This window comes from Pseudomonas sp. 13B_3.2_Bac1 (genome assembly GCF_025466205.1).
Lineage (GTDB): Bacteria > Pseudomonadota > Gammaproteobacteria > Pseudomonadales > Pseudomonadaceae > Aquipseudomonas > Aquipseudomonas fluorescens_H.
On sequence record NZ_JANLOG010000072.1, the window covers coordinates 9,474 to 31,096 of the forward strand.

Consider the following 21,623-nt stretch of genomic DNA (forward strand, 5'->3'; position numbering starts at 1 on the left):
TCAGGACAGCACTTCGCCGACCGCCAGCGACAGACCGTCATGCCACCACGCGGCGAAACTGAAGACGTTGGGCGCCTTGAGAATCGTGAAGTGGTTACCCGGCCCGTACCACACCGCCAGATCGCTGACCTGCCGCTGCCAGCCTGCAAGCACCGCCGCCTGTTCGCGCTGATTGCCCCACTCGTCCAGCGTCGGGTCATCAACCAGCACCAGCCGCACCGGCCCGGTGTAGGCCAGACGCGGTTGATAGACCGTGCGCAAGGCGCTGGCGAAGGTCCGCACCGGGCCGTGCATCGCATTCGGCGCCGCCCGCTCCGACAACACCCCGGCACGCACCATGCCTTCGTGCAGCAGGCGCAGTTGCGTGGTGTCGTCGGCGTTGGCGAAGGTCGCAGGATCGATGCCCAGCGATTTGCCACAGGACAGTTGCAGGGTGTCGATCAACCGTTGCAGCGCGGCAGTGGCCGTGTACGGCTTGCCCGCCGTGCCGTCACCACCGGGTGCCTCGCTGTCGATCAACGTCAGCGATGCCACCTCGCGCCCGACCGCTTGCAACTGCGCGGCCATGGCGTGCGCGACCCAGCCGCCGAACGAATGGCCGATCAGGTGCAGCGGCCCTTGCGGGTGAATCTGCTCGATGGCCTGCAGGTAGAACGCGGCAGCGGCTTCGACCGCGCTGTGCGGCACACTGACGCCGTCCAGCCCACGCGGTTGCAGACCGATGATCGGCCATTCCGGGCCGATCGCCTCGGTCAGGTGAATGAACCCGGTGACACTGTCACCCGCCCCCGGCACACAGAAAATCGGCGCATGCCCCGGCTGCCCGGTCTGAATCGTCAACAGCGGTTGATACAGCGTCGGTTCCGGCGCTACCAAGGTTTCCAAGGCCTGGGTAATGGCCTGGCCGAGTGCCTGGATGTGCGGGTGCTTCATCATGGTCCGGTGATCGCCGGGGATGTCGATGCAGTGCAGCAAGCCAATATCGAAGCGCTCTTCCCAGCCGCGCGTCGGGCTCGGCAGCGACTGGCCGTCCATCAACTCCTGTGCACGGAACAGATGGATCGTCTGGCTCGCCGGGCTGACCCGGTAATGCGCCAGCGCCAGGCGATGCGCCGCTTCGCGATCAAAGTAATGCCAGGCGTCCGTCGCGCTGACCGCCGCCAGTTCCGGATCGGTCAGTTGCTGTGCCTGGCAACGCTTGAACAGCTCGGGGAAATCCAGTTGTTCGACTTGCGCTTCCAGTGCTTGCACCGCCGCCAGTGCTGCCTCGCTTTCGGCACCGAGCATCAACGAACGGCCACGGCAATGGCCGAGCAACTGGCGCTTGTCGAGGCCCTCGCCGCTCCACAGCGCCTTGTCCTGAGCGAGCGGGTTTGGCGCGTAGCTGTCGAGCATGCCGATGAATTCCACCGGCTCATCGAGGCCGAGCAATTGCTGCGCGACCTCATGCGCCAGCACCCCACCGAACGACCAGCCTGCCAATCGATACGGCCCATGTGCCTGCACGGCGCGGATGATCCCGACCATGCGCTGCGCCATGCACTCCAGCGTGCGCAATTGCGCTTGACCCAACGGCACGCCGGGCAGGCCGTAAATCGGGAACTCGCCACCGATGTGCTGGGCCAGCGTCGGGAAATACACGTCCCTGCCGCTGAATTCGTGCATCAGGAACAGCGGCGTGCCGTGCGTCCCGGCACGCACCACGACCAGCCCTTCAGGCTGACTCACCGCCTCGCCCTGACTGAGCAGCGCAGCGGCAGACTCGACGCTCGGATGCTGGAACAGTTCGGCCAGCGACAGCGACAGCCCGGCCCGTTGCATCAGATTGACCAGCTTCACCGCCAGCAACGAATGCCCGCCCAGTTCGAAGAAGTTGTCATGGCGACCGACCTGTTCGACGCCAAGCACCTCGCCCCAGATCTGCGCCAGCGCGGTTTCGACGTCACCCTGTGGCGCCACGTATGGGCGGTTGATCACCGCATCGGCCCCCGGCTCCGGCAAGGCCTTGCGGTCGATCTTGTCGTTTGGTGTCAGCGGCAAGGCGTCGAGCAACACGAACGCGCCCGGCACCATGTATTCCGGCAGGCGCTCCAGCACATGGCTGCGCAACGTCTCAAGACTCGGTGCTTCCACGCCGGAACGCACGGTGTACCAGGCCACCAGACGCTCATCGCGCACCATCACCACCGCTTCACGAATCGCCGGATGTTCGATCAGCCGCGCCTCGATTTCACCCGGCTCCAGGCGCAAGCCACGCAGCTTGATCTGGAAGTCGTTGCGACCAAGGAATTCCAGTTCGCCGTGGTTGTTGTAGCGCGCCAGATCTCCCGTGCGGTACAGGCGATCACCCGCCACAAACGGGCTGTCGATGAAGCGCTCGGCCTGCATTTCCGGCAAACCGTGATAACCACGCGCCACGCCGACGCCGCCGATGTGCAACTCACCGCTGACGCCTTGTGGCACTGGTTGACCATACGCATCAAGCACGTACAGCCGCGTGTTACTCAAGGCTGTGCCGATTGGCACCACGTTGGCCGGTACCGGCATTTCCGGTTCCAGCGTCCAGCCCGTGCTGTCCACCGTGGTCTCAGTCGGGCCGTAAACGTTATGCAACCGCACCCACGGCAGGCGATCGCGCACCTGGCGGGCCAGCGCTGCACTGAGTTCGCCGCCACCGTTAAGCACATCGGTCAGGCTGGTGCATTGCTCGACACCTTCCTGTTCGATGAACTGCTGCAGCAGCGCAGGAACGAACTTGACCACCGTCACCTGCTGCTCGCGAATGGTCTGCACCACATACGCCGAATCGCGGTTGCCGTCCGGCCGTGCCAGCACCAGGCGCATCCCGGAACAAAGCGGCCAGAAGATCTCCCACACCGAACTGTCGAAGCTGAACGGTGCCTTTTGCAATAACGCGCCATGTTCGGTCGGCGGGGAAATCTGCGAACCCCAATGCACCATGTTGCAGGCGCTGCGATGCTCGATCATCACGCCCTTCGGCAACCCGGTGGAACCCGAGGTGTAGATCATGTACGCGAGGCTCGAGGCGCTGAGGCCCGGCACTGGCGAATCGTGATCCGGCAACTGTTGCCAGCTGCCATGATCCAGGTCGATCAACGTCGCCGCAGACGCATCGAACAAGGCGCGAGTCGCCGTTTGCACCAGCACCGCCACTGGCGCGCTGTCCTTGAGCATGTACGCCAGACGCTCCGCCGGATACCCCGGATCCAGCGGCACATACGCACCACCGGCCTTGAGGATACCGAGCAGACCGACCACCAGATCCAGCCCGCGCTCGACGCAGATCGCCACCCGCGCATCCGGCTGCACACCGAGTTCGCGCAGGTGCTGCGCCAAACGGTTAGCGCGCTGATTGAGCTCGCGGTAGGTCAGGTTTCCTTGCGCGGATTGCAGCGCGATGGCGTCCGGTTTGCGCCGCACTTGCGCTTCAAACAAGCCGTGCAGCGGCTGCTCCAACGGACAATCGACCTCACTGGCATTGAAGTCGACGAGCAAGCGCTGCTGCTCCTGCCGGTCCAGCAACGGCACTTGCGCAAGCACGGCCTGATCGTCGTTGATTAGCGCCGCCAGCAGCCGCTGGAAGTAGCCGACAAAACGCTGCACCGTCGACTCATCGAACAAGGCCGTGGCATAGCGTAGCGAGCCGCGAATGCCGTCGTGCGAATCGCCAAGACTCAGCGACAGATCGAATTTCACAAAGTGGCTGTCGCCGGCCACGCCTTCCAGGGTCAGGTCGCCGAGGGTCAGGCTAGGACCGTCGTTGTTGTCCCAACTGAGCATGGTCTGGAACAACGCGCTGTGCGACAGACTGCGGACTGGTTTGCTGATGTCCACCACTTGTTCGAACGGCAGATCCTGATGCGCCTGAGCGTCCAGAGTCTGCGCCTTGACCCGCGCCAGCAGCGTTTCGCCGCTCGGCTCACCCGAGGTATCGATGCGCAGTGCCAGGGTGTTGACGAACATGCCGATCAGGCCTTCGATCTCGGCGCGGGTGCGGTTGGCCACTGGCGAACCGATCACTACGTCGCTCTGCCCGGACAAACGGCTGAGCAACATCGCCCATGCGCTCATGATCACCATGTACGGCGTCACCGCGCGACGCTGACACAAGGCTTTCAAACCGGCGCTCAACTGTTCATCGAGCAGCATGTCGACGCGGCTGCCGGAATAGTCCTGCTGTGGCGGACGCGGACGGTCGGTGGGCAGGGTCAGCAGGGCTGGCGCGCCGGCCAGGGTCTGCTGCCAGTAATCGCTCTGGCGCTGCAGCACCTCGCCACTGAGCCAGCGCCGCTGCCACACCGCGTAGTCGGTGTATTGCAGCGCCAGCGGCGGCAGCGGATCGTCTTCGCCACGGCTGAACGCTTGATACAACGCGGCCAGCTCGCGGGTCAGCACGCCCATCGACCAACCATCGGCGATGATGTGGTGCAGCGTCAGCAACAGCACATGATGATCATCCGCCAGACGCACCAGACGTCCGCGCAGCAGCGCATCGTGCTGCAGATTGAACGAAGCGCAGGCCTGCTCCTCGATCAGGCCGCGCAAGGCGTTATCAGCCTGCGGGTGCTGACGCAGGTCTTCCAGCGGCAGCAACAGACCGGTGTCGGCCGGCAGAATCCGCACCTGCGGCTGATCGTCGATCTGGCTGAAGCGGCTGCGCAAGGTTTCGTGACGCGCGACGATGCGTGCCAGTGCCCGTTGCAGCGCGTCTTCATCCAGCCGACCGCGCAAGCGCAGACCGACCGGGATGTTGTAGGCGCTGTTGCCGCCGTCCATCTGTGCCAGGAACCACAGGCGTTGCTGGGCGAATGACAGCGGCAATAGCTGATCGCGGGGCGCCGGCAAAATATCCGGCAAGGTGCTGCGCCCCGCCCGGCTCAACACCTCGGCGACGGCGGCCAGCTCGGGGTTGGCAAACAGCTCGGCGAGTGTCAGCTCGACGCCCAGCTGCTGGCGCACCTGCGACAGCATGCGCATCGCCAGCAACGAATGCCCGCCCAGTTCGAAGAAGTTGTCGTGACGACCGACCTGCTCGAGCTGCAACAAGCCAGCCCAGATCCGCGCCAAATGTTGTTCCAGCGCCGAGATCGGCGCGACATACACCCGGCTGAGCATCGCTGCCTGTGTCGGCGCCGGCAGCGCCTTGCGGTCGACCTTGCCGTTGTTGTTCAACGGCAGGACATCCAGTTGCACCCACGCGCTCGGCACCATGTATTCCGGCAGTCGCGCCAGCAACTGCGCGTGCAGATCGGCACTGTCCAGACGGCCGGCGTGCGCGGTGTAGTACGCCACCAGACGGGTGATGTCCTGACCATCGCGGCGCGCCAGCACCACCGCTTCCTTGATCCCCTGGCAGTTGAGCAGGCGGTTTTCGATTTCGCCCAGTTCGATACGGAAACCACGAATCTTCACCTGATCGTCATTGCGCCCGATGCAATCGAGCTGCCCCGGCGCCAGCCAGCGTGCGAGGTCGCCGGTGCGATACAGCAGCGCGCCCGGTTGATCGCTGAACGGATCGCGCAGGAACTTCTCGGCGGTCAGATCGGCGCGGTTCAGGTAACCCAGCGCCACGCCCTGCCCGCCGATGTACAACTCGCCGGTCACGCCCATCGGCACCGGTTGCTGATGCGCGTCGAGCACGTACACCTGAGTGTTGGAGATCGGCCCGCCAATCGGCACGCTCTCGGCGTTTTCCGCCACTTCACGCACTTCGAAGGTGGTGGCGTAAGTGGTGGTTTCGGTCGGGCCGTAGCAATGCACGATGCGTAGCGCGGGCGCCTCGGCCAGCAGTCGACGGAACGCCGCCGGGTCGCCGCGCTCACCGCCACACAGCAGAATGCGCAAGCCTTTGAGCGCCTGCGGAATCAGCTGCACGTACTGGTTGAACAGCGCCGTGGTGACGAACAGCACGGTCGCCCCAGAGGCACTCAACTCACGGCCGAATGCGTTTGGATCAAGCAGGGTCTGATGATCGATCACCAGCACCCGCCCGCCGTTGAGCAGCGGCCCCCAGATGTCCATGGTGCTCGCGTCGAACGCCGGGTTGGAGGCGAACACCACGCGGTCCTGCGCATTGAAATCGGCGTAGCCGTTGTTCAGCACCAGGCGGCCGATGGCGCGGTGCGGCACCATCACGCCTTTCGGGGTGCCCGTGGAGCCGGAGGTGTACATGATGTACGCCAGCGCTTCCGAGGATTGCAGCAGGTTCGGGTTGTGCGTCGGTTGGCCGCTAAGGATCAAGCGGTCAAGGTCGATACGTGGCGCAGCGTAGTCGATGACTACACTGCTGAGGGTCAGCAACGCCGCTGCCTGACAGTCCTCGACCATGAACGCCTGACGCTCGCTCGGGGCATTGATATCCAGCGGCACATAGGCCGCCGCGCACTTGGCAATCGCCAGTTGCGCCACCAGCAATTCCAGCGAACGCGGCAGCAGGATCGCCACATGATCGCCCGGCTGTACGCCTTGACTGATCAAGTGATGCGCCAGTCGGTTGGCCTGGGCGTTCAGCTCAAAGTAGCTCAACGAATGCTCGCCATGCACCGCCGCCACCGCCTTCGGATGCGCCGCTGCCTGCTGCTGGAAAATCCCGTGCACGGTCAGGGTTTGCGGGTATTCGCGTGCGGTGGCGTTGAAGTCGTAGAGCAAGCGCTGACGCTCAGACTCGGCGAGTAACGGCACCCGCTCCAGCACGGTCTGCTCATCGTTGACCATCGCCGCCAGCAGGCGCTGCAAGTAGCCGACGTAACGCTCGACGGTCGCTTGATCGAACAACGCCGTAGCGTATTCCAGCGAACCGCGAATCACCCCGTTGACCTCACCCAGGGTCAAAGTCAGGTCGAACTTGGCCACCCGGCCCGGCGCGGCCACCCCTTCAAGACTCAGATCGCCCAGCGCCAGGTTCGGCCCGACGCTGCTGTCCCAGCTCAGCGTGCTCTGGAACAACGGGCTGTGCGCCAGACTGCGCGCCGGCCGGGCGATTTCCACCACCTGCTCGAACGGCAGATCCTGATGCGCCTGCGCCTCCAGCGTGCGCGCCTTGACCCGCGCCAGCAGTGTGGCCACGTTCGGTTCACCCGAGGTGTCGATGCGCAGCGCCAAGGTGTTGACGAACATGCCGATCAGGCCTTCGATTTCGGCCCGGGTGCGGTTGGCCACCGGCGAGCCGATCACCACGTCGGACTGCCCGGACAGACGACTCAACAGTAGCGACCAGGCACTCATCAGGGTCATGAACAGGGTCACGCCGTGGCGCTGACTCAAGGCTTTGAGCCCGGCGCTCAGGCGCTCGTCCAGCCGTACTTCGACGCTGCTACCGGCAAAGTCCTGCTGTGGCGGACGCGGACGGTCGGTGGGCAGGGTCAGCAACGCCGGTGCGCCGGCGAGAGTCTGCTGCCAGTAATCGCTTTGCCGCTGCAGCACCTCGCCGCTGAGCCAGCGCCGTTGCCACACGGCGTAGTCGCCGTATTGCAGCGTCAACGGTGGCAATGGATCCGGCTGACCGTGACTGAAGGCCTGATACAGCGCCATCAGCTCACGGGTCAGCACGCCCATCGACCAGCCATCGGCGACGATGTGATGCACGGTCAGCAACAGCACATGGTGCTCGTCGGCCAGACGTATCAGGCGTCCGCGAATCAGTGGATCGCGTTGTAGATCGAAGGCTGTCGCGGCTTCCTGCGCGAGCAGCGCCTGCACGCTGGCTTCGGCCTGCGGGTCCTGGCCCAGGTCTTCAATCGGCAACAGCAGGCCGCTATCGACCGGCGCAATCAGCACCTGCGCCTGATCGTCGATGCTGACGAAACGGCTGCGCAGGGTGGCGTGCCGCGCTACGATCTGCGCCAATGCGCGTTGCAGCGCTTCGCCATCGAGTTGCCCGCGCAGGCGCAGGCCAAGCGGAATGTTGTAGGCCGAGTTGCCGCCGTCCATTTGCGCGAGGAACCACAGGCGCTGCTGAGCGAAGGACAACGGCAACGCTTGATCAGGCGCCGCCGCGACGATCTCCGGCAGCGTGCTGCGCCCGGCGCGATTCAACACTTCGGCCACCGCGCTGAGATGCGGATCGGCAAACAACTCGCTCAGGGGCAATTCGACGCCCAGACGCTGACGCACCTGCGACAGCATGCGCATCGCCAGCAACGAATGCCCGCCGAGTTCGAAGAAGTGGTCATGGCGGCCGATCTGTTCGACTTGCAGGGTCTCGGCCCAGATCTGCGCCAGCGCAGTTTCCAGTTCACCTTGCGGCGCAACGTATTCACGGGTGAACAACGCCGCAGCATCTGGTTCGGGCAAGGCTTTGCGATCGACCTTGCCGTTGTTGTTCAGCGGCAAGGCATCGAGCTGCACCCAGGCACTCGGCACCATGTATTCCGGCAACTGCGCCTGCAAATGCTCACGCAGGTCGGCGAGGTCCAGCGTGCCGTCGTGCGCGGTGTAGTAGGCCACCAGCCGCAGCGGTTCCTGACCATCGCGCCGGGCGAGCACCACCGCTTCGTTGATCCCCGGGTAGCCCAGCAGACGATTTTCGATCTCGCCGAGTTCGATGCGGAAACCACGGATTTTCACCTGATCGTCATTGCGTCCGATGCAATCGAGCTGCCCCGGCGCCAGCCAGCGCACGAGGTCGCCAGTGCGGTAGAGCAACGCGCCCGGACGGTCGCTGAACGGATCGGGCAGGAATTTTTCCGCCGTCAGATCGGCACGGTTCAAGTAACCGAGGGCCACGCCCTGCCCGCCGATGTACAACTCGCCGGTCACGCCCATCGGCACCGGCTGCTGGTGCGCATCGAGCACATACACCTGGGTGTTGGAGATCGGCCCGCCAATCGGCACGCTTTCGGCATTTTCCGCCACTTCGTGCACTTCAAACGTGGTGGCGTACGTGGTGGTTTCAGTCGGGCCGTAGCAATGCACGATGCGCAACTGTGGCGCCTCGGCCCGCAAGCGGCGGAAGCTTGCCGGATCGCCGCGTTCACCGCCGCACAGAACCATGCGCAAGCCTTTCAGGGCCTGCGGAATCAGTTGCACGTACTGGTTGAACAGCGCCGTGGTGACAAACAGGATTGTCGCGCCGCTGGCGCTCAATTCACGAGCGAGCGCGTGCGGATCCAGCAGGGTCTGGTGATCGATCACCACCACGCGTCCGCCGTTGAGCAGTGGCCCCCAGATGTCCATGGTGCTGGCGTCGAACGCCGGGTTGGAGGCAAACGCCACGCGATCCTGCGGGTTGAAATCGGCATAACCGTTGTTCAGCACCAGGCGAGCGATGCCACGGTGCGGCACCATCACACCCTTCGGCGTGCCAGTAGAACCGGAGGTGTACATGATGTACGCCAGCGACTCCGAAGACTGCGCCAGATTCGGGTTGTGCGCAGGCTGGTCATTCAGCGTCAGGGCATCCAGATCGATGCGCTGCAGTGGATAGTCGATGTTTTCGCCACGCAGGGTCAGCAACGCCACGGCGCGGCTGTCCTCGAGCATGAACGCCTGGCGCTCGCTCGGCGCGTTGATGTCCAGCGGCACATAGGCCGCTGCGCACTTGGCAATCGCCAGCTGCGCGAGCAACAGCTCCCGCGAGCGCGGCAGCAGGATCGCCACATGATCGCCCGGCTGTACGCCTTGAGCGATCAGGTAGTGGGCCAAGCGGTTGGCCCGATCATTCAAATCGCCATAACTCGACGTTTGCCCGCGATGCACGACAGCGATGGCGTGCGGATCTGCCGCCACTTGCCTTTCGAACAATGCGTGCACGGTCAGCGCACGCGGGTATTCCCGCTCGGTGGTGTTGAACTCGACCAGCAATTGCCGGCGTTCGTCCGGCGCCAGGATCGACACCTGGTCAACGCTCACTTGCGGTGTCTGCTCCAGCGCCTGCAGCAGGTTGCTCACCGCTCGTTGCAGGTATTCGCAGATGCGTGCGGGATCAATGCCGGGGGCAGCCAGTGCGGTGAAGCCGAAACCTTCGCCGAAGTCATCGACACTCACGCTCAACTGGTAATTGGTGTGCTCCTGGGTATTGAGCAGCTGCACGCCTTGCCACGCGTTCGCCGCCTCCGGGGAAGGCGTGCCGGCAGTTGCACTGTGGCGATAGTTGAACAGCGTGCTGAACAACGGCGTGCCGGCGGGCATACCACTGCAACGCTGGGCCAGTGCCAATTGCGCATGCTCATGTTGCAGCAGCGCGTTCAACTGTTGGTGGGTGGCGAGCGCGGCTTCCTGCGCCGAGCGTTGCCCGAGATCGACGCGCAGCGGCAAGGTGTTGATGAACACCCCCAGCGCGCGCTCGGCGCCCTCGCCCGCCTGCAACCGCCCCAGCAACACGGTGCCGAACACCACCGCGTCACGCCCGGAGAGTTTTCCCAGCACCTGCGCCCAGGCCAGATGCATCAGGCTCGCGGCGCTGATCCCCAGACGCCGGGCCTTGGCCCTGACGCGCTGACTCAGATCGAGGTCGAGTACCCGTCGTGCTTCCGCGGCGTGGCCCTCGGCAATGCTCTGCTGGCCGTACGGTGCGCTCGGTTCGCTGATGTCACCGAGCATTTCGCGGAAGAACGCTTCATGCGCCTGATCACTGATTGCGCCACGGCTGTGCGCCACATAGTTGCGATACGGCACTGGCTCGGCCAGACGTTGCGGCTGGCCGATCAGGAACGTCTGCATTTCATGTTGCAGCACCTCCAGCGCCACGTGGTCCATCACCAGGTGATGGAACAGCAGCAACGCCACCACACGTTGATTGGCGGTGTCCCAGGCGTGCACAACGCGCATCAGTGGCGCCTGATTGACGGCCATGCGGTATTGCGCAGCGTCGAAGCGTTGGCGCAATTGCTCCAGTACATCGCCGTCCGCGTCATGCAGTTCCAGGCATTCGCACGCCAGCGGCGCCTCACGCCAAACCACTTGCACCGGGTCTTGCAGCCCATCCCAGAACAGCGAAGTGCGCAGGATGTCGTGGCGATGGATTACGTTCTGCAAGGCCTGGGTGAAAGCGTCAAGGCGTTGCTCGTCAGCGAACGCAAACTGTGCCTGCAACACGTACGGATCGCCCTGCGCGGCGGACAGGTGATGGAACAGGATCCCCGTCTGCAACGGCGCCAGCGGGTAAATGTCCTGCACGTTGGCCACGCCGCCGGGGATGCTGGCGACGATGCGGTCGATGCTTGGCTGGTCGAGCGCCACCAGTGGCAGCAACTCGGGAGTGATACTCGTGCAGTCCGCAGTGATCAGGTTGGCCGCGACTTCGGCCTCGGGCTCGCCACCCACGGCAGCGGCCAGTGCAGCCAGGGTCGGCTGGTTGAACAGCACGCGAATGTCGGCGGTCAGACCGGCACGACGCATCCGCGCCACCAGATTCACCGCCAGCAGCGAGTGGCCGCCGAGTTCAAAGAAATGGTCATGGCGCCCTACCCGCTCGACCTTGAGCAATTCAGCCCAGAGCTGCGCGAGGACGATTTCCACTTCGCCGACCGGCGCTTCGTATTCACGGGCGGTCAGCGCCGCCAGATCCGGGGCCGGCAGTGCCTTGCGGTCGAGTTTGCCGTTGGGGCTGAGCGGCAGTGCATCGAGATGCACGAACACGGCGGGCACCATGTAGTCCGGCAGATTTTCCAGCAAGTGGCCGCGCAGTGTTTCAATTTCCAGCGGTGCGCCGGTGTAGTACGCGACCAGACGCTTGTCGCCCGGCACGTCTTCGCGGGCCAGCACGGCGGCTTCCTGCACGCCGTCGATCTGCGTCATGCGAGCCTGAATCTCGCCAAGTTCGATGCGCAAACCACGGATCTTCACCTGATCGTCATTACGGCCGAGGTATTCGATATTGCCGTCCGGCAGGTAACGCGCGACATCGCCGGTGCGGTACATCCGCCCATTGCTCTGGAACGGATCGTTGAGGAAGCGTTCGGCATTCAGTTCCGGGCGATTCAGATAACCACGCGCCACCTGCACGCCACCGATGTACAACTCGCCAACCACGCCGTGCGGCACCGGTTGTTGCTGGGCATCGAGGATGTACATGCGGGTGTTGGCGATCGGTTTGCCGATTGGCGTGTTGTCCGGCGTTTGCTCCAGCGGCCCGGCACAATTCCATGCCGTTACGTCCACTGCGGCCTCGGTCGGGCCATAGAGGTTGTGTAATTGGCTGGCCGGCAGTTGCTGCTTGAAGCGCCGTACCACGCTGCCCGGCAACGCTTCGCCGCTGCACATGACTTGCCGCAGGCTGCTGCAACGTGCGGTGTCGGCGTGGGCGAGGAACACATCGAGCATCGACGGAACAAAGTGCAGCGTGGTGATGTGTTCGCGTTCGATGATTTCGCTGAGGTACTGCGGATCCTTGTGCCCCTCGGGCCGGGCCATGACCAGTCGGGCGCCGGTCATCAACGGCCAGAAGAACTCCCATACCGAGACGTCGAAGCTGAACGGGGTCTTCTGCAACACCGTGTCGCTGGCGGTGAGTTGATAGGCGTCCTGCATCCACAGCAAGCGGTTGACCACCCCGCGATGTTCGTTGATCACGCCTTTCGGTTGGCCAGTGGAACCGGAGGTGTAGATCACGTAGGCGGTGTGCTGCGGGGTCAATTCAGCGAGCGATAGATTGTCAGTCGGCAGCGATTGCCAGTGCGGCTGATCCAGATCGATCACCGACACGGCGACTTCGCCGAGCAACGAACGCGTCGAACCCTGCACCAGCACCGCCAGCGGCGCGCTGTCCTCGAGCATGTAAGCCAGACGCTCCAGCGGATACGCCGGATCCAGCGGCACATAACCGCCGCCGGCCTTGAGGATCGCCAGCAGCCCGACCACCATGTCCAGACCGCGCTCGACGCAGATCGCCACCCGCGCATCCGGCCCTACGCCCAATTCACGCAGGTGCCGCGCCAGTTGATTGGCCCGGGCGTTGAGTTCGGCAAAGCTCAGGCGCTGCTCCTCACTTTGCAGCGCAATGGCCTGCGGCGTGCGCGCCACTTGCGCCTCGAACAGACCGTGAATGGTCTGATCGAGGTTGTAATCGACCTGCGTGTCATTGAACTCGACCAGCAAGCGCTGCTGTTCTTCCTGCGCCAGCAGCGGCGCGTGTTCCAGCACTGCCTGATCGTTGGTGACCATCGCCTGCAACAGGCGCAGGAAGTAACCGGTGAAGCGCTCGACCGTGCGCTGGTCAAACAACGCCGTGGCGTATTCCAGCGCTCCGCGAATGATGCCGTTGGACTCACTGAGGCTCAGCGACAGGTCGAACTTGGCAAAGTGGCTCGGCTCGGCCACGCCCTCCAGCGTCAGTTCGCCGAGGGCCAGCGCCGGGCTTTCGAGGCCATCCCAACTGAGCAAGGTCTGGAACAACGGGCTGTGCGCCAGGCTGCGCACCGGCCGGGTGATTTCCACCACTTGCTCGAACGGCAGATCCTGATGCGCCTGCGCTTGCAGGGTTTGCGCCTTGACCCGCGCCAGCAGTGCTTCGACGCTCAGCTCGCCCGAGGTGTCGATGCGCAGCGCCAGGGTGTTGACGAACATGCCGATCAGGCCTTCGATTTCGGCGCGGGTGCGGTTGGCCACCGGCGAACCGATCACCACTTCAGCCTGCCCGGACAAGCGGCTGAGCAACATCGCCCAGGCACTCATCAGCGTCATGTACAGGGTCACGCCGTGGCGCTGACCCAAGGCTTTGAGCCCGGCGCTCAAGCGTTCGTCGAGCACGACGGCAACGCTGCTGCCGGCATAGTCCTGCTGCGCCGGGCGCGGGCGATCGGTCGGCAGCATCAGCAGTGCCGGGGCACCCGCGAGGGTCTGTTGCCAGTACTCGCTCTGGCGTTGCAGCACTTCGCCACTGAGCCAGCGCCGTTGCCACACCGCGTAGTCGGTGTATTGCAGCGCCAGGGGCGGCAATGGATCCGGCTGGCCATGACTGAACGCCTGATACAGCGCCATCAGTTCGCGGGTCAAAACACCCATCGACCAGCCGTCGGAGATGATGTGGTGCAGGGTCAGCAACAGCACATGGTGATCGTCGGCCAGGCGTACCAGCCGCCCACGAATCAACGGATCGTCCTGCAAGTCGAACGGCCCCGAAGCTTCGCCCTGAATCAGCGCCTGTAGGGTTTCCTCAGGTTGCGGGTGCTGGCGCAGGTCTTCGACCCGCAGCAGCAGACCGGTGTCCACCGGGGCAATCAGCACCTGCGCTTCGTCGTTGAATTGCGCGAAGCGGCTGCGCAGGGTTTCGTGGCGGGCGACGATCCGTGCCAGTGCGCGTTGCAGCGCCGCGTCATCGAGACGGCCACGCAGACGCAGGGCCACGGGAATGTTGTAGGCGGTATTGGCGCCTTCCATTTGCGCGAGGAACCACAGGCGTTGCTGGGCGAACGACAGCGGCAACGCGCCGTCACGCGGGACCGGCACGATCTGCGGCTGCGCACAGCGCCCGGCCTCGCTCAGCACTGACGCGACCGCCGCCAGTTCGGCGTTGGCAAACAGATCGCTCAGCGCCAGCTCGACACCCAGGCGCTGGCGCACTTGCGAGACCATGCGCATCGCCAGCAAAGAATGCCCGCCGAGTTCGAAAAAGTGATCCTGCCGCCCGACCCGCTCGACCTGCAGCACGTCGGCCCAGATCTGCGCCAGCGCGGTTTCCACCTCGCCTTCGGGCGCTGCGTACTCGCGGGTGAACAGCGCCGCCAGATCCGGCGCCGGCAAGGCCTTGCGGTCGACTTTGCCATTGGCGGTCAGCGGCAGCGCGGCGAGTTTGACGAACGCCGTCGGCACCATGTACTCCGGCAAACGGCTGAGCAGTTGCGCACGCAACTCGCCCACCGGCAGCGCTTCGACCTGCGCCTGTTCGGTGAAGTAAGCCACCAGTCGCGGCTGGCCGGGTTGATCTTCGCGGGCCAGCAGCACCGCTTCCTGAATCCCCGGCAACTGGTTGAGGCAGGTTTCGATCTCGCCCAGCTCGATGCGCACGCCACGGATTTTCACCTGATCGTCGTTTCGCCCCAAGTACTCGATATTGCCGTCCTCGCGCCAGCGTGCAAGGTCACCGGTGCGGTACATCCGTGCATTCGGCGCGCGGCTGAACGGGTCACGCAGAAAGCGCTCGGCAGTCATGTCCGGACGATTCAGGTAGCCACGGGCGACCCCGGCACCGCCAACGTACAACTCGCCAGCCACGCCAATTGGCACCGGGCGCTGCTGTTCGTCGAGCAGGTAGACCGTGGCGTTGCTTAGCGGTTTACCGATGTGCAGCGCATCGCCGCTTTGCACCAGACCTGAAGTCGCGACCACCGTGGCCTCGGTCGGGCCGTAGTTGTTGATCACGTCGAAATGCTGGTTGCGATTGAACTGACGCAAGCGGTCGCCGCCGATCAGCAACGTGCGCAGGGTCGGGTGTTCGAGGTTCTGGCTGAAGGCGTATTCGGCCACCGGCGTCGGCAGGAAGCTCACGTCCAGCGGCTGCGCGCACCACCACGCGAGCAAGGCATCGATGTCCTCGCCGCCGTCGTGGGTCGGCGCCAGATGCAGGGTCGCGCCCGCACACAACGCCGGCCAGACTTCCCAGGCCATCGCATCGAAGCCGAACCCGGCCAGGCTTGAGGTGTGACGCCCGGCGCACAGGTCGAACGCCATGCAGTGCCAGTCGACCAGATTGCTCAAGGTGTGATGCTCGACCATCACCCCTTTGGGCAGACCGGTGGAGCCGGAGGTGTAGATCACGTAGGCCAGGTTTGCGGTGCTCAGGCCCGCTACCTGCGGGTTTTGTGTGGCAGTCAGCGGCCAAGTGCAGCGGTCGAGGTCGAGCACCGGCACGTTCATCGCCGGCAGTCGCTCGCGCAGATGACTTTGGGTCAGTACGGCGACTGGCGCGCTGTCGTCGAGCAGGTAGTTCAAACGCTCGGCCGGGTGCGCCGGATCAATCGGCACGTAACCGGCGCCGGCCTTGAGGATCGCCACCAGCCCGACCAGGGTGTCCAGCCCACGGCGGGCGACGATGGCGACACGATCATCGGGTTTCACACCGTGTTCGATCAGGTGATGCGCCAAAGCGTTGGCCTGACGGTTGAGTTCGGCGTAGGTCAATTGCGCATCGGCAAACACCGCCGCCAGCGCGTCCGGCCGTTCGGCCACCTGCGCCTCGAAACGTTGCTGGATGGTCTGTGCAGTCGGGAAATCCACCTGGGTGGCATTGAAGTCGAGCAGTACCTGCGCAAGCTCCGCCGCCGGCAGGATCGGCAGTTGGTTGACCGGTGTCTGCGGCGCCTGCTCCAAAGCGAGCAGCAGGTTTTCCAGCGCGCAGTGCAGGTAATCGCAGATGCGCTGCGGATCGGTCTGGGTGCTAGCCAGCAGGGTCAGGCTGAAACCGTCACCGAGGTCATCGACACTCATCGTCAGCGGATAGTTGGTGCGCTCTTCTGAGTGCAGGGTGGTGATGCCCTGCCACGCCGCGAGGGTTTCGGCGCTGGCAGTGGCCACGTTGTGGCTGTGACGATAATTGAGCAGTGTGCTGAACAGCGGGGTCGGCGCCACCACGTGGCTGCAGCGCTGAGCCAGGGCCAGCGGTGCGTGTTCGTGACGCATCAGCGTGGTCAACCGTGCGTGGGTGGCGTTGACCGCCGCGCGCACATCCTGCCCGTCGATATTCACCCGCAACGGCAAGGTGTTGATGAAAATTCCCAGCGCCCGGTCAATCGCCTCGGCACCTTGCATGCGGCCCATCAGCACGGTGCCAAACACCACTTGCTGCTTGCCGGTCAGCGCGGCCAGTACCTGCGCCCAGCCGAGGTGGAACAGGCTCGCGACACTCACGCCAAGGGTTCGCGCCTGCGCCCGCAGACGCTGGCCCAATAACGTTGGCACCGGCACGCTGAGTTCGACGATTTCACTGCCGTCACCCTGCACATCCTGCAGACCATAAGGCAGCGTCGGCTCGTCGATATCGCTGAGCATCTCGCGGAAAAACGCCTCGTGCTCGGCTTCGCTGACGCCCAGACGCGCCTGCGCCACGTAGTTGCGAAACGGCACCGGGCGCCCGAGCAGCTCACTCTGTCCGGTGAGGCACGCGCGCATTTCGTGGCGCACCACGTCGAGCGCCGAGTGGTCGAGCGCCATGTGATGGAACAACAGCGTGGCGATCACCCGTTGCCCGGCTTCATCCCAGGCGTGGGCCAGACGCATCAGCGGCGCCTGAGTGACGTCGAGGCGGAAGTGCCGGGCGTCGAAGCGCTCGTGCAGATACGCCAAAACGTCGCTGGCGGCATCTGGCAGCGTCACTTCTTCCACCGGCAGTTCGGCCCGACGCCAGACCACCTGCACCGGCGCGTCCAGCCCTGCCCAATGAACAGCGGTGCGCAGAATGTCATGGCGATCGATCACGCTTTGCAGGGCCTGGGCGAACGCCTGAAAACGCTCGCGGCTGGCAAAGGCAAAGTGCGACTGCATGACGTACGGATCGCCCTCTCCGCCACTGACGTGGTGATAAAGGATGCCTTCCTGCAACGGCGCCAGCGGGTAGATGTCCTGCACGTTGGCGGCGCCGCCGGGGACTTGTGCGACGAGGTGGTCAATGGTCGCTTGGTCGAGCTCGACCAGCGTCAGCATCGCCGGGGTGATGTGCGTGGTGCCCGGGACGATGCCGTTGACCGGCACCTCGACCTGGCCGTGCTTGCTGGCCGAGTACTGCCCGGCCTTGATCAGTTCGATCAGCGCCGGTTTGTGCTCGCGCAACAGCGCCAGCAACGCCGGGTCGTTCAGCGCCTGCTTGTTGCCATTGACCCGCAATTGGTCGTCCGCGACCGCCAGCTGGATATCTTTAGCCTTCAATGTGGCCAACAGTTCGATCACGTTCACAGGACGATCTCCATTCGTTCGGTAATTGCGGCGTAGCCGGCCAGGGTCGGATGTTCGAACAGCGACCTGACATCGGCTTCCATGCCTTCCTGACGCAGCCGGCCGATCAGACTGACCGCCAGCAGCGAGTGACCACCCAGTTCAAAGAAATGATCGTTGCGCCCTACCCGCTCGACGTTGAGCAGTTCGGCCCAGAGGCGTGCGAGGGTGATTTCCACCTCGCCCACCGGGGCTTCGTATTCGCGCACAGGCAATGCGGCCTGATCCGGCGCCGGCAGCGCCTTGCGGTCGAGTTTGCCGTTGGGGCTGAGCGGCAATGCATCGAGATGCACAAACACGGCGGGCACCATGTAGTCCGGCAGATGCTCCAGCAAGTGGCTGCGCAGCACGTCGATTTCCAGGCGTGCCCCGGTGTAGTACGCCACCAGACGCTTGTCGCCGGATGCATCTTCGCGGGCCAGCACGGCGGCTTCCTGAATGCCATCGATCTGGGTCAGGCGTGCCTGAATCTCGCCGAGTTCGATGCGCAAACCACGGATCTTCACCTGATCGTCGTTGCGGCCCAGGTATTCGATATTGCCGTCCGGCAGATAGCGGGCGACGTCGCCGGTGCGGTACATCCGTCCATTGCTCTGGAACGGATCGTTGAGGAAGCGCTCGGCGTTCAGTTCCGGGCGATTCAGATAACCGCGCGCCACCTGCACGCCACCGATGTACAACTCACCGACCACGCCATGCGGCACCGGTTGCTGCTGGGCATCGAGGATGTACATGCGGGTGTTGGCAATCGGCTTGCCGATCGGCGTGTTGTCCGGGGTGCTTTCCAGTGGACCGGCGCAATTCCACGCGGTCACGTCCACCGCGGCCTCGGTCGGGCCGTAGAGGTTGTGCAATTGACTGCCCGGCACTTGCTGCTTGAAGCGCCGTACCACGCTGCCCGGCAGGGCTTCGCCGCTGCACATGACTTGCCGCAGGCTGCTGCAACGTGCGGTGTCAGCATGGGCGAGGAACACATCGAGCATCGACGGAACAAAGTGCAGCGTGGTGATGTGCTCGCGTTCGATGATTTCGCTGAGGTACTGCGGATCCTTGTGCCCCTCGGGCCGGGCCATGACCAGACGTGCGCCAGTCATCAACGGCCAGAAGAACTCCCACACCGAGACGTCGAAGCTGAACGGGGTCTTCTGCAACACCGTGTCGGCGGAACTCAGTTGGTAAGCGTCCTGCATCCACAGCAAGCGGTTGACCACCCCGGCGTGTTCGTTGATCACGCCTTTTGGTTGGCCAGTGGAACCGGAGGTATAGATCACGTAAGCGGTGTGATTCGGGGTCAATTCAGCGAGCGATAGATTGTCAGTCGGTAGCGACTGCCAGTGCGGCTGATCCAGATCGATCATCGGCACGGCGACTTCGCCGAGCAACGAACGCGTCGAACCCTGCACCAGCACCGCCAGCGGCGCGCTGTCCTCGAGCATGTAGGCCAGACGCTCCAGCGGATACGCCGGATCCAGCGGCACATAACCGCCGCCGGCCTTGAGGATCGCCAGCAGCCCGACCACCATGTCCAGACCACGCTCGACGCAGATCGCCACCCGCGCATCCGGCCCTACGCCCAATTCACGCAGGTGCCGCGCGAGTTGATTGGCCCGGGCATTGAGTTCGGCGTAGCTCAGTTGCTGCTCGCTCGCGACCACGGCGGGCGCGTGCGGCGAACGCGCCACTTGCGCTTCAAACAAGCCATGAATGGTCTGCTCAAGGTCGTAATCGACGTCCGTGGCATTGAGGCCGAACAGCAACTGCTGGCGCTCGGCATCCGCCAGTACCGGCAGGCGGTTCAAGGCCTGCTGCGGCGCTTGCTCCAGCGCCTCGACCAGCCCCGCCAACGCCTGCTGCATGTAGCCACACACCCGCGCCGCGCCAATCTGCGCAGGGGTCATGGCCGTAAGGTCAAAGCCCTGCCCCAGGTCATCGACGTTGAAGCTCAGCGGATAGTTGGTGCGCTCCTCGCTGGAGAGGTTTTCGATGCCTTGCCAGGCCAGGCGATTGGCCTGCAACTGTTCCTCGCTGACGCTGTGGCGGTAGTTGAGCATGGCGCTGAACAGCGGCGACGGCGCCGCCACCCCGCTGCAACGCTGGGCCAATGCCAACGATGCATGTTCATGGCCGAGCAATGCGGTCAGTTGCGCATGGGTGGCGCGCACCCCGGCACGCACTGAAACATCGCCCAGATCCACCCGCAGCGGCAGCGTGTTGATGAACATCCCGAGGCCGCGATCAGCGCCGGTACCGCCCTGCATCCGCCCCAGCAGCACGGTGCCGAATACCACGCGCTCATGCCCGGAGGTCGCCGCCAATACTTGGGCAAACGCCAGATGAAACAGGCTCGCGACACTCACGCCCATCTGCCGCGCCTGGCTGCGCAAGCGCCGCGCCAAGGCGTCGGGCACCCGCTGCCGGACTTCTTCGATGTCATGGCCGTCACCGTGCACATCGAGCAGACCGAACGGCAGCGTCGGTTCGTCGATCTCGCCGAGCATCGCGCGGAAGAATGCTTCGTGCTCCTGCTCGCTGACACCCAGCCGGGTCTGCGCCACGTAATTGCGATACGGCACGGCGGGGATCAGGGCTTCGCCGTGACCAAAGAGCAGCGCCTGCAATTCTTGCTGCACCACTTCCAGCGCCGTGTGATCCATGGCGATGTGATGGAACAGCAGCATGGCGACCACCCGGTGGTTGGCCGGATCTTGCGCATACACCAGGCGAATCAGCGGCGCCTGACTGAGGTCGATGCGGAAATGCCGCGCGTCGAAACGCTCAAACAATTGCGCGAGTACGTCACCGGCGGCCGGGTCGAGTGCAATTTCCTGTAGCGGCAGCTCAGCTTCGCGCCAGACCACTTGCACCGGCGTCGCCAGCCCTTCCCAGACCACTCCGGTGCGCAGAATGTCGTGACGTGTCATGACTTGGCGCAGCGCGGCGGCAAAAGCCTGCAAGCGTTCAAGGCTGTCGAATGCCAGGCGCGATTGCAGCAGGTATGGATCGCCCTGTTCGGCGCTCAAGTGGTGGTAAAGAATGCCTTCCTGCAACGGCGCCAGCGGATAGATGTCCTGCACGTTGGCGGCACCGCCCGGCACCGTTGCGACGATGCGCTCGATGCTGGCCTGATCCAGTTGTACCAGCGGTAGCAGGTCCGGGGTAATGCGCGTGCAACCGGGCGCAATCAGGTTGGCCGGCACCGCGACTTCGCGACCACTGCCAACGGCGGCAGCCAGCGCGGCGAGGGTTGGCTGGCTGAACAGCACGCGCACGTCGGTGCTCAGGCCGAGCTGACGCATGCGCTCGATCAGGGTCACCGCCAGCAGAGAATGCCCGCCCAGTTCGAAGAAGTTGTCGTGACGTCCGACTTGTTCGACTTGCAGCACCTCGGCCCAGACCTGCGCCAGTGCGGTTTCCACCGGCCCTTGCGGCGCGGCGTATTCGCGGCTGAGCCAGGCGTCCTGATCCGGTTCGGGCAAGGCCTTGCGGTCGAGTTTGCCGTTGGCGGTCAGCGGCAGCGCCTCAAGCCGGACGTAGGCTGCCGGCACCAGCGCCTGCGGCAGGCGCGCTTGCAGATGCGCGCGAAGATCCTCGATATCGACTGTTGTGCGAGCAGTAAACCAGGCGATCAACCGCGCCTCACGCACCAGCACCACCGCGTCCTGCACTGCCGGATGGCTGGACAGCGCGGCTTCGATTTCACCCAGTTCCACCCGCACGCCGCGCAGTTTGACCTGATCGTC

Annotated in this window: 2 protein-coding genes (1 of these 2 only partly in view); both read right to left on the bottom strand. The window is 64.4% G+C overall.

Going from position 1 to position 21,623, the window contains the following annotated elements:
- The gene (locus tag NTD85_RS11130) at window positions 1–17,844 is read right to left on the bottom strand and encodes a non-ribosomal peptide synthase/polyketide synthase (RefSeq protein WP_315975135.1); all 17,844 of its coding nucleotides are present in this window, start codon (window positions 17,842–17,844) and stop codon (window positions 1–3) included.
- Window positions 17,841–21,623, bottom strand: partial view of a non-ribosomal peptide synthetase gene (locus NTD85_RS11135; protein ID WP_262142160.1) — the 3' portion only. Its footprint extends 9,231 nt past the window's final position; only the last 3,783 of its 13,014 coding nucleotides appear in the window; its start codon lies off the right edge, out of view; the stop codon is at window positions 17,841–17,843. The genes NTD85_RS11130 and NTD85_RS11135 overlap by 4 nt, the downstream gene beginning before the upstream one ends.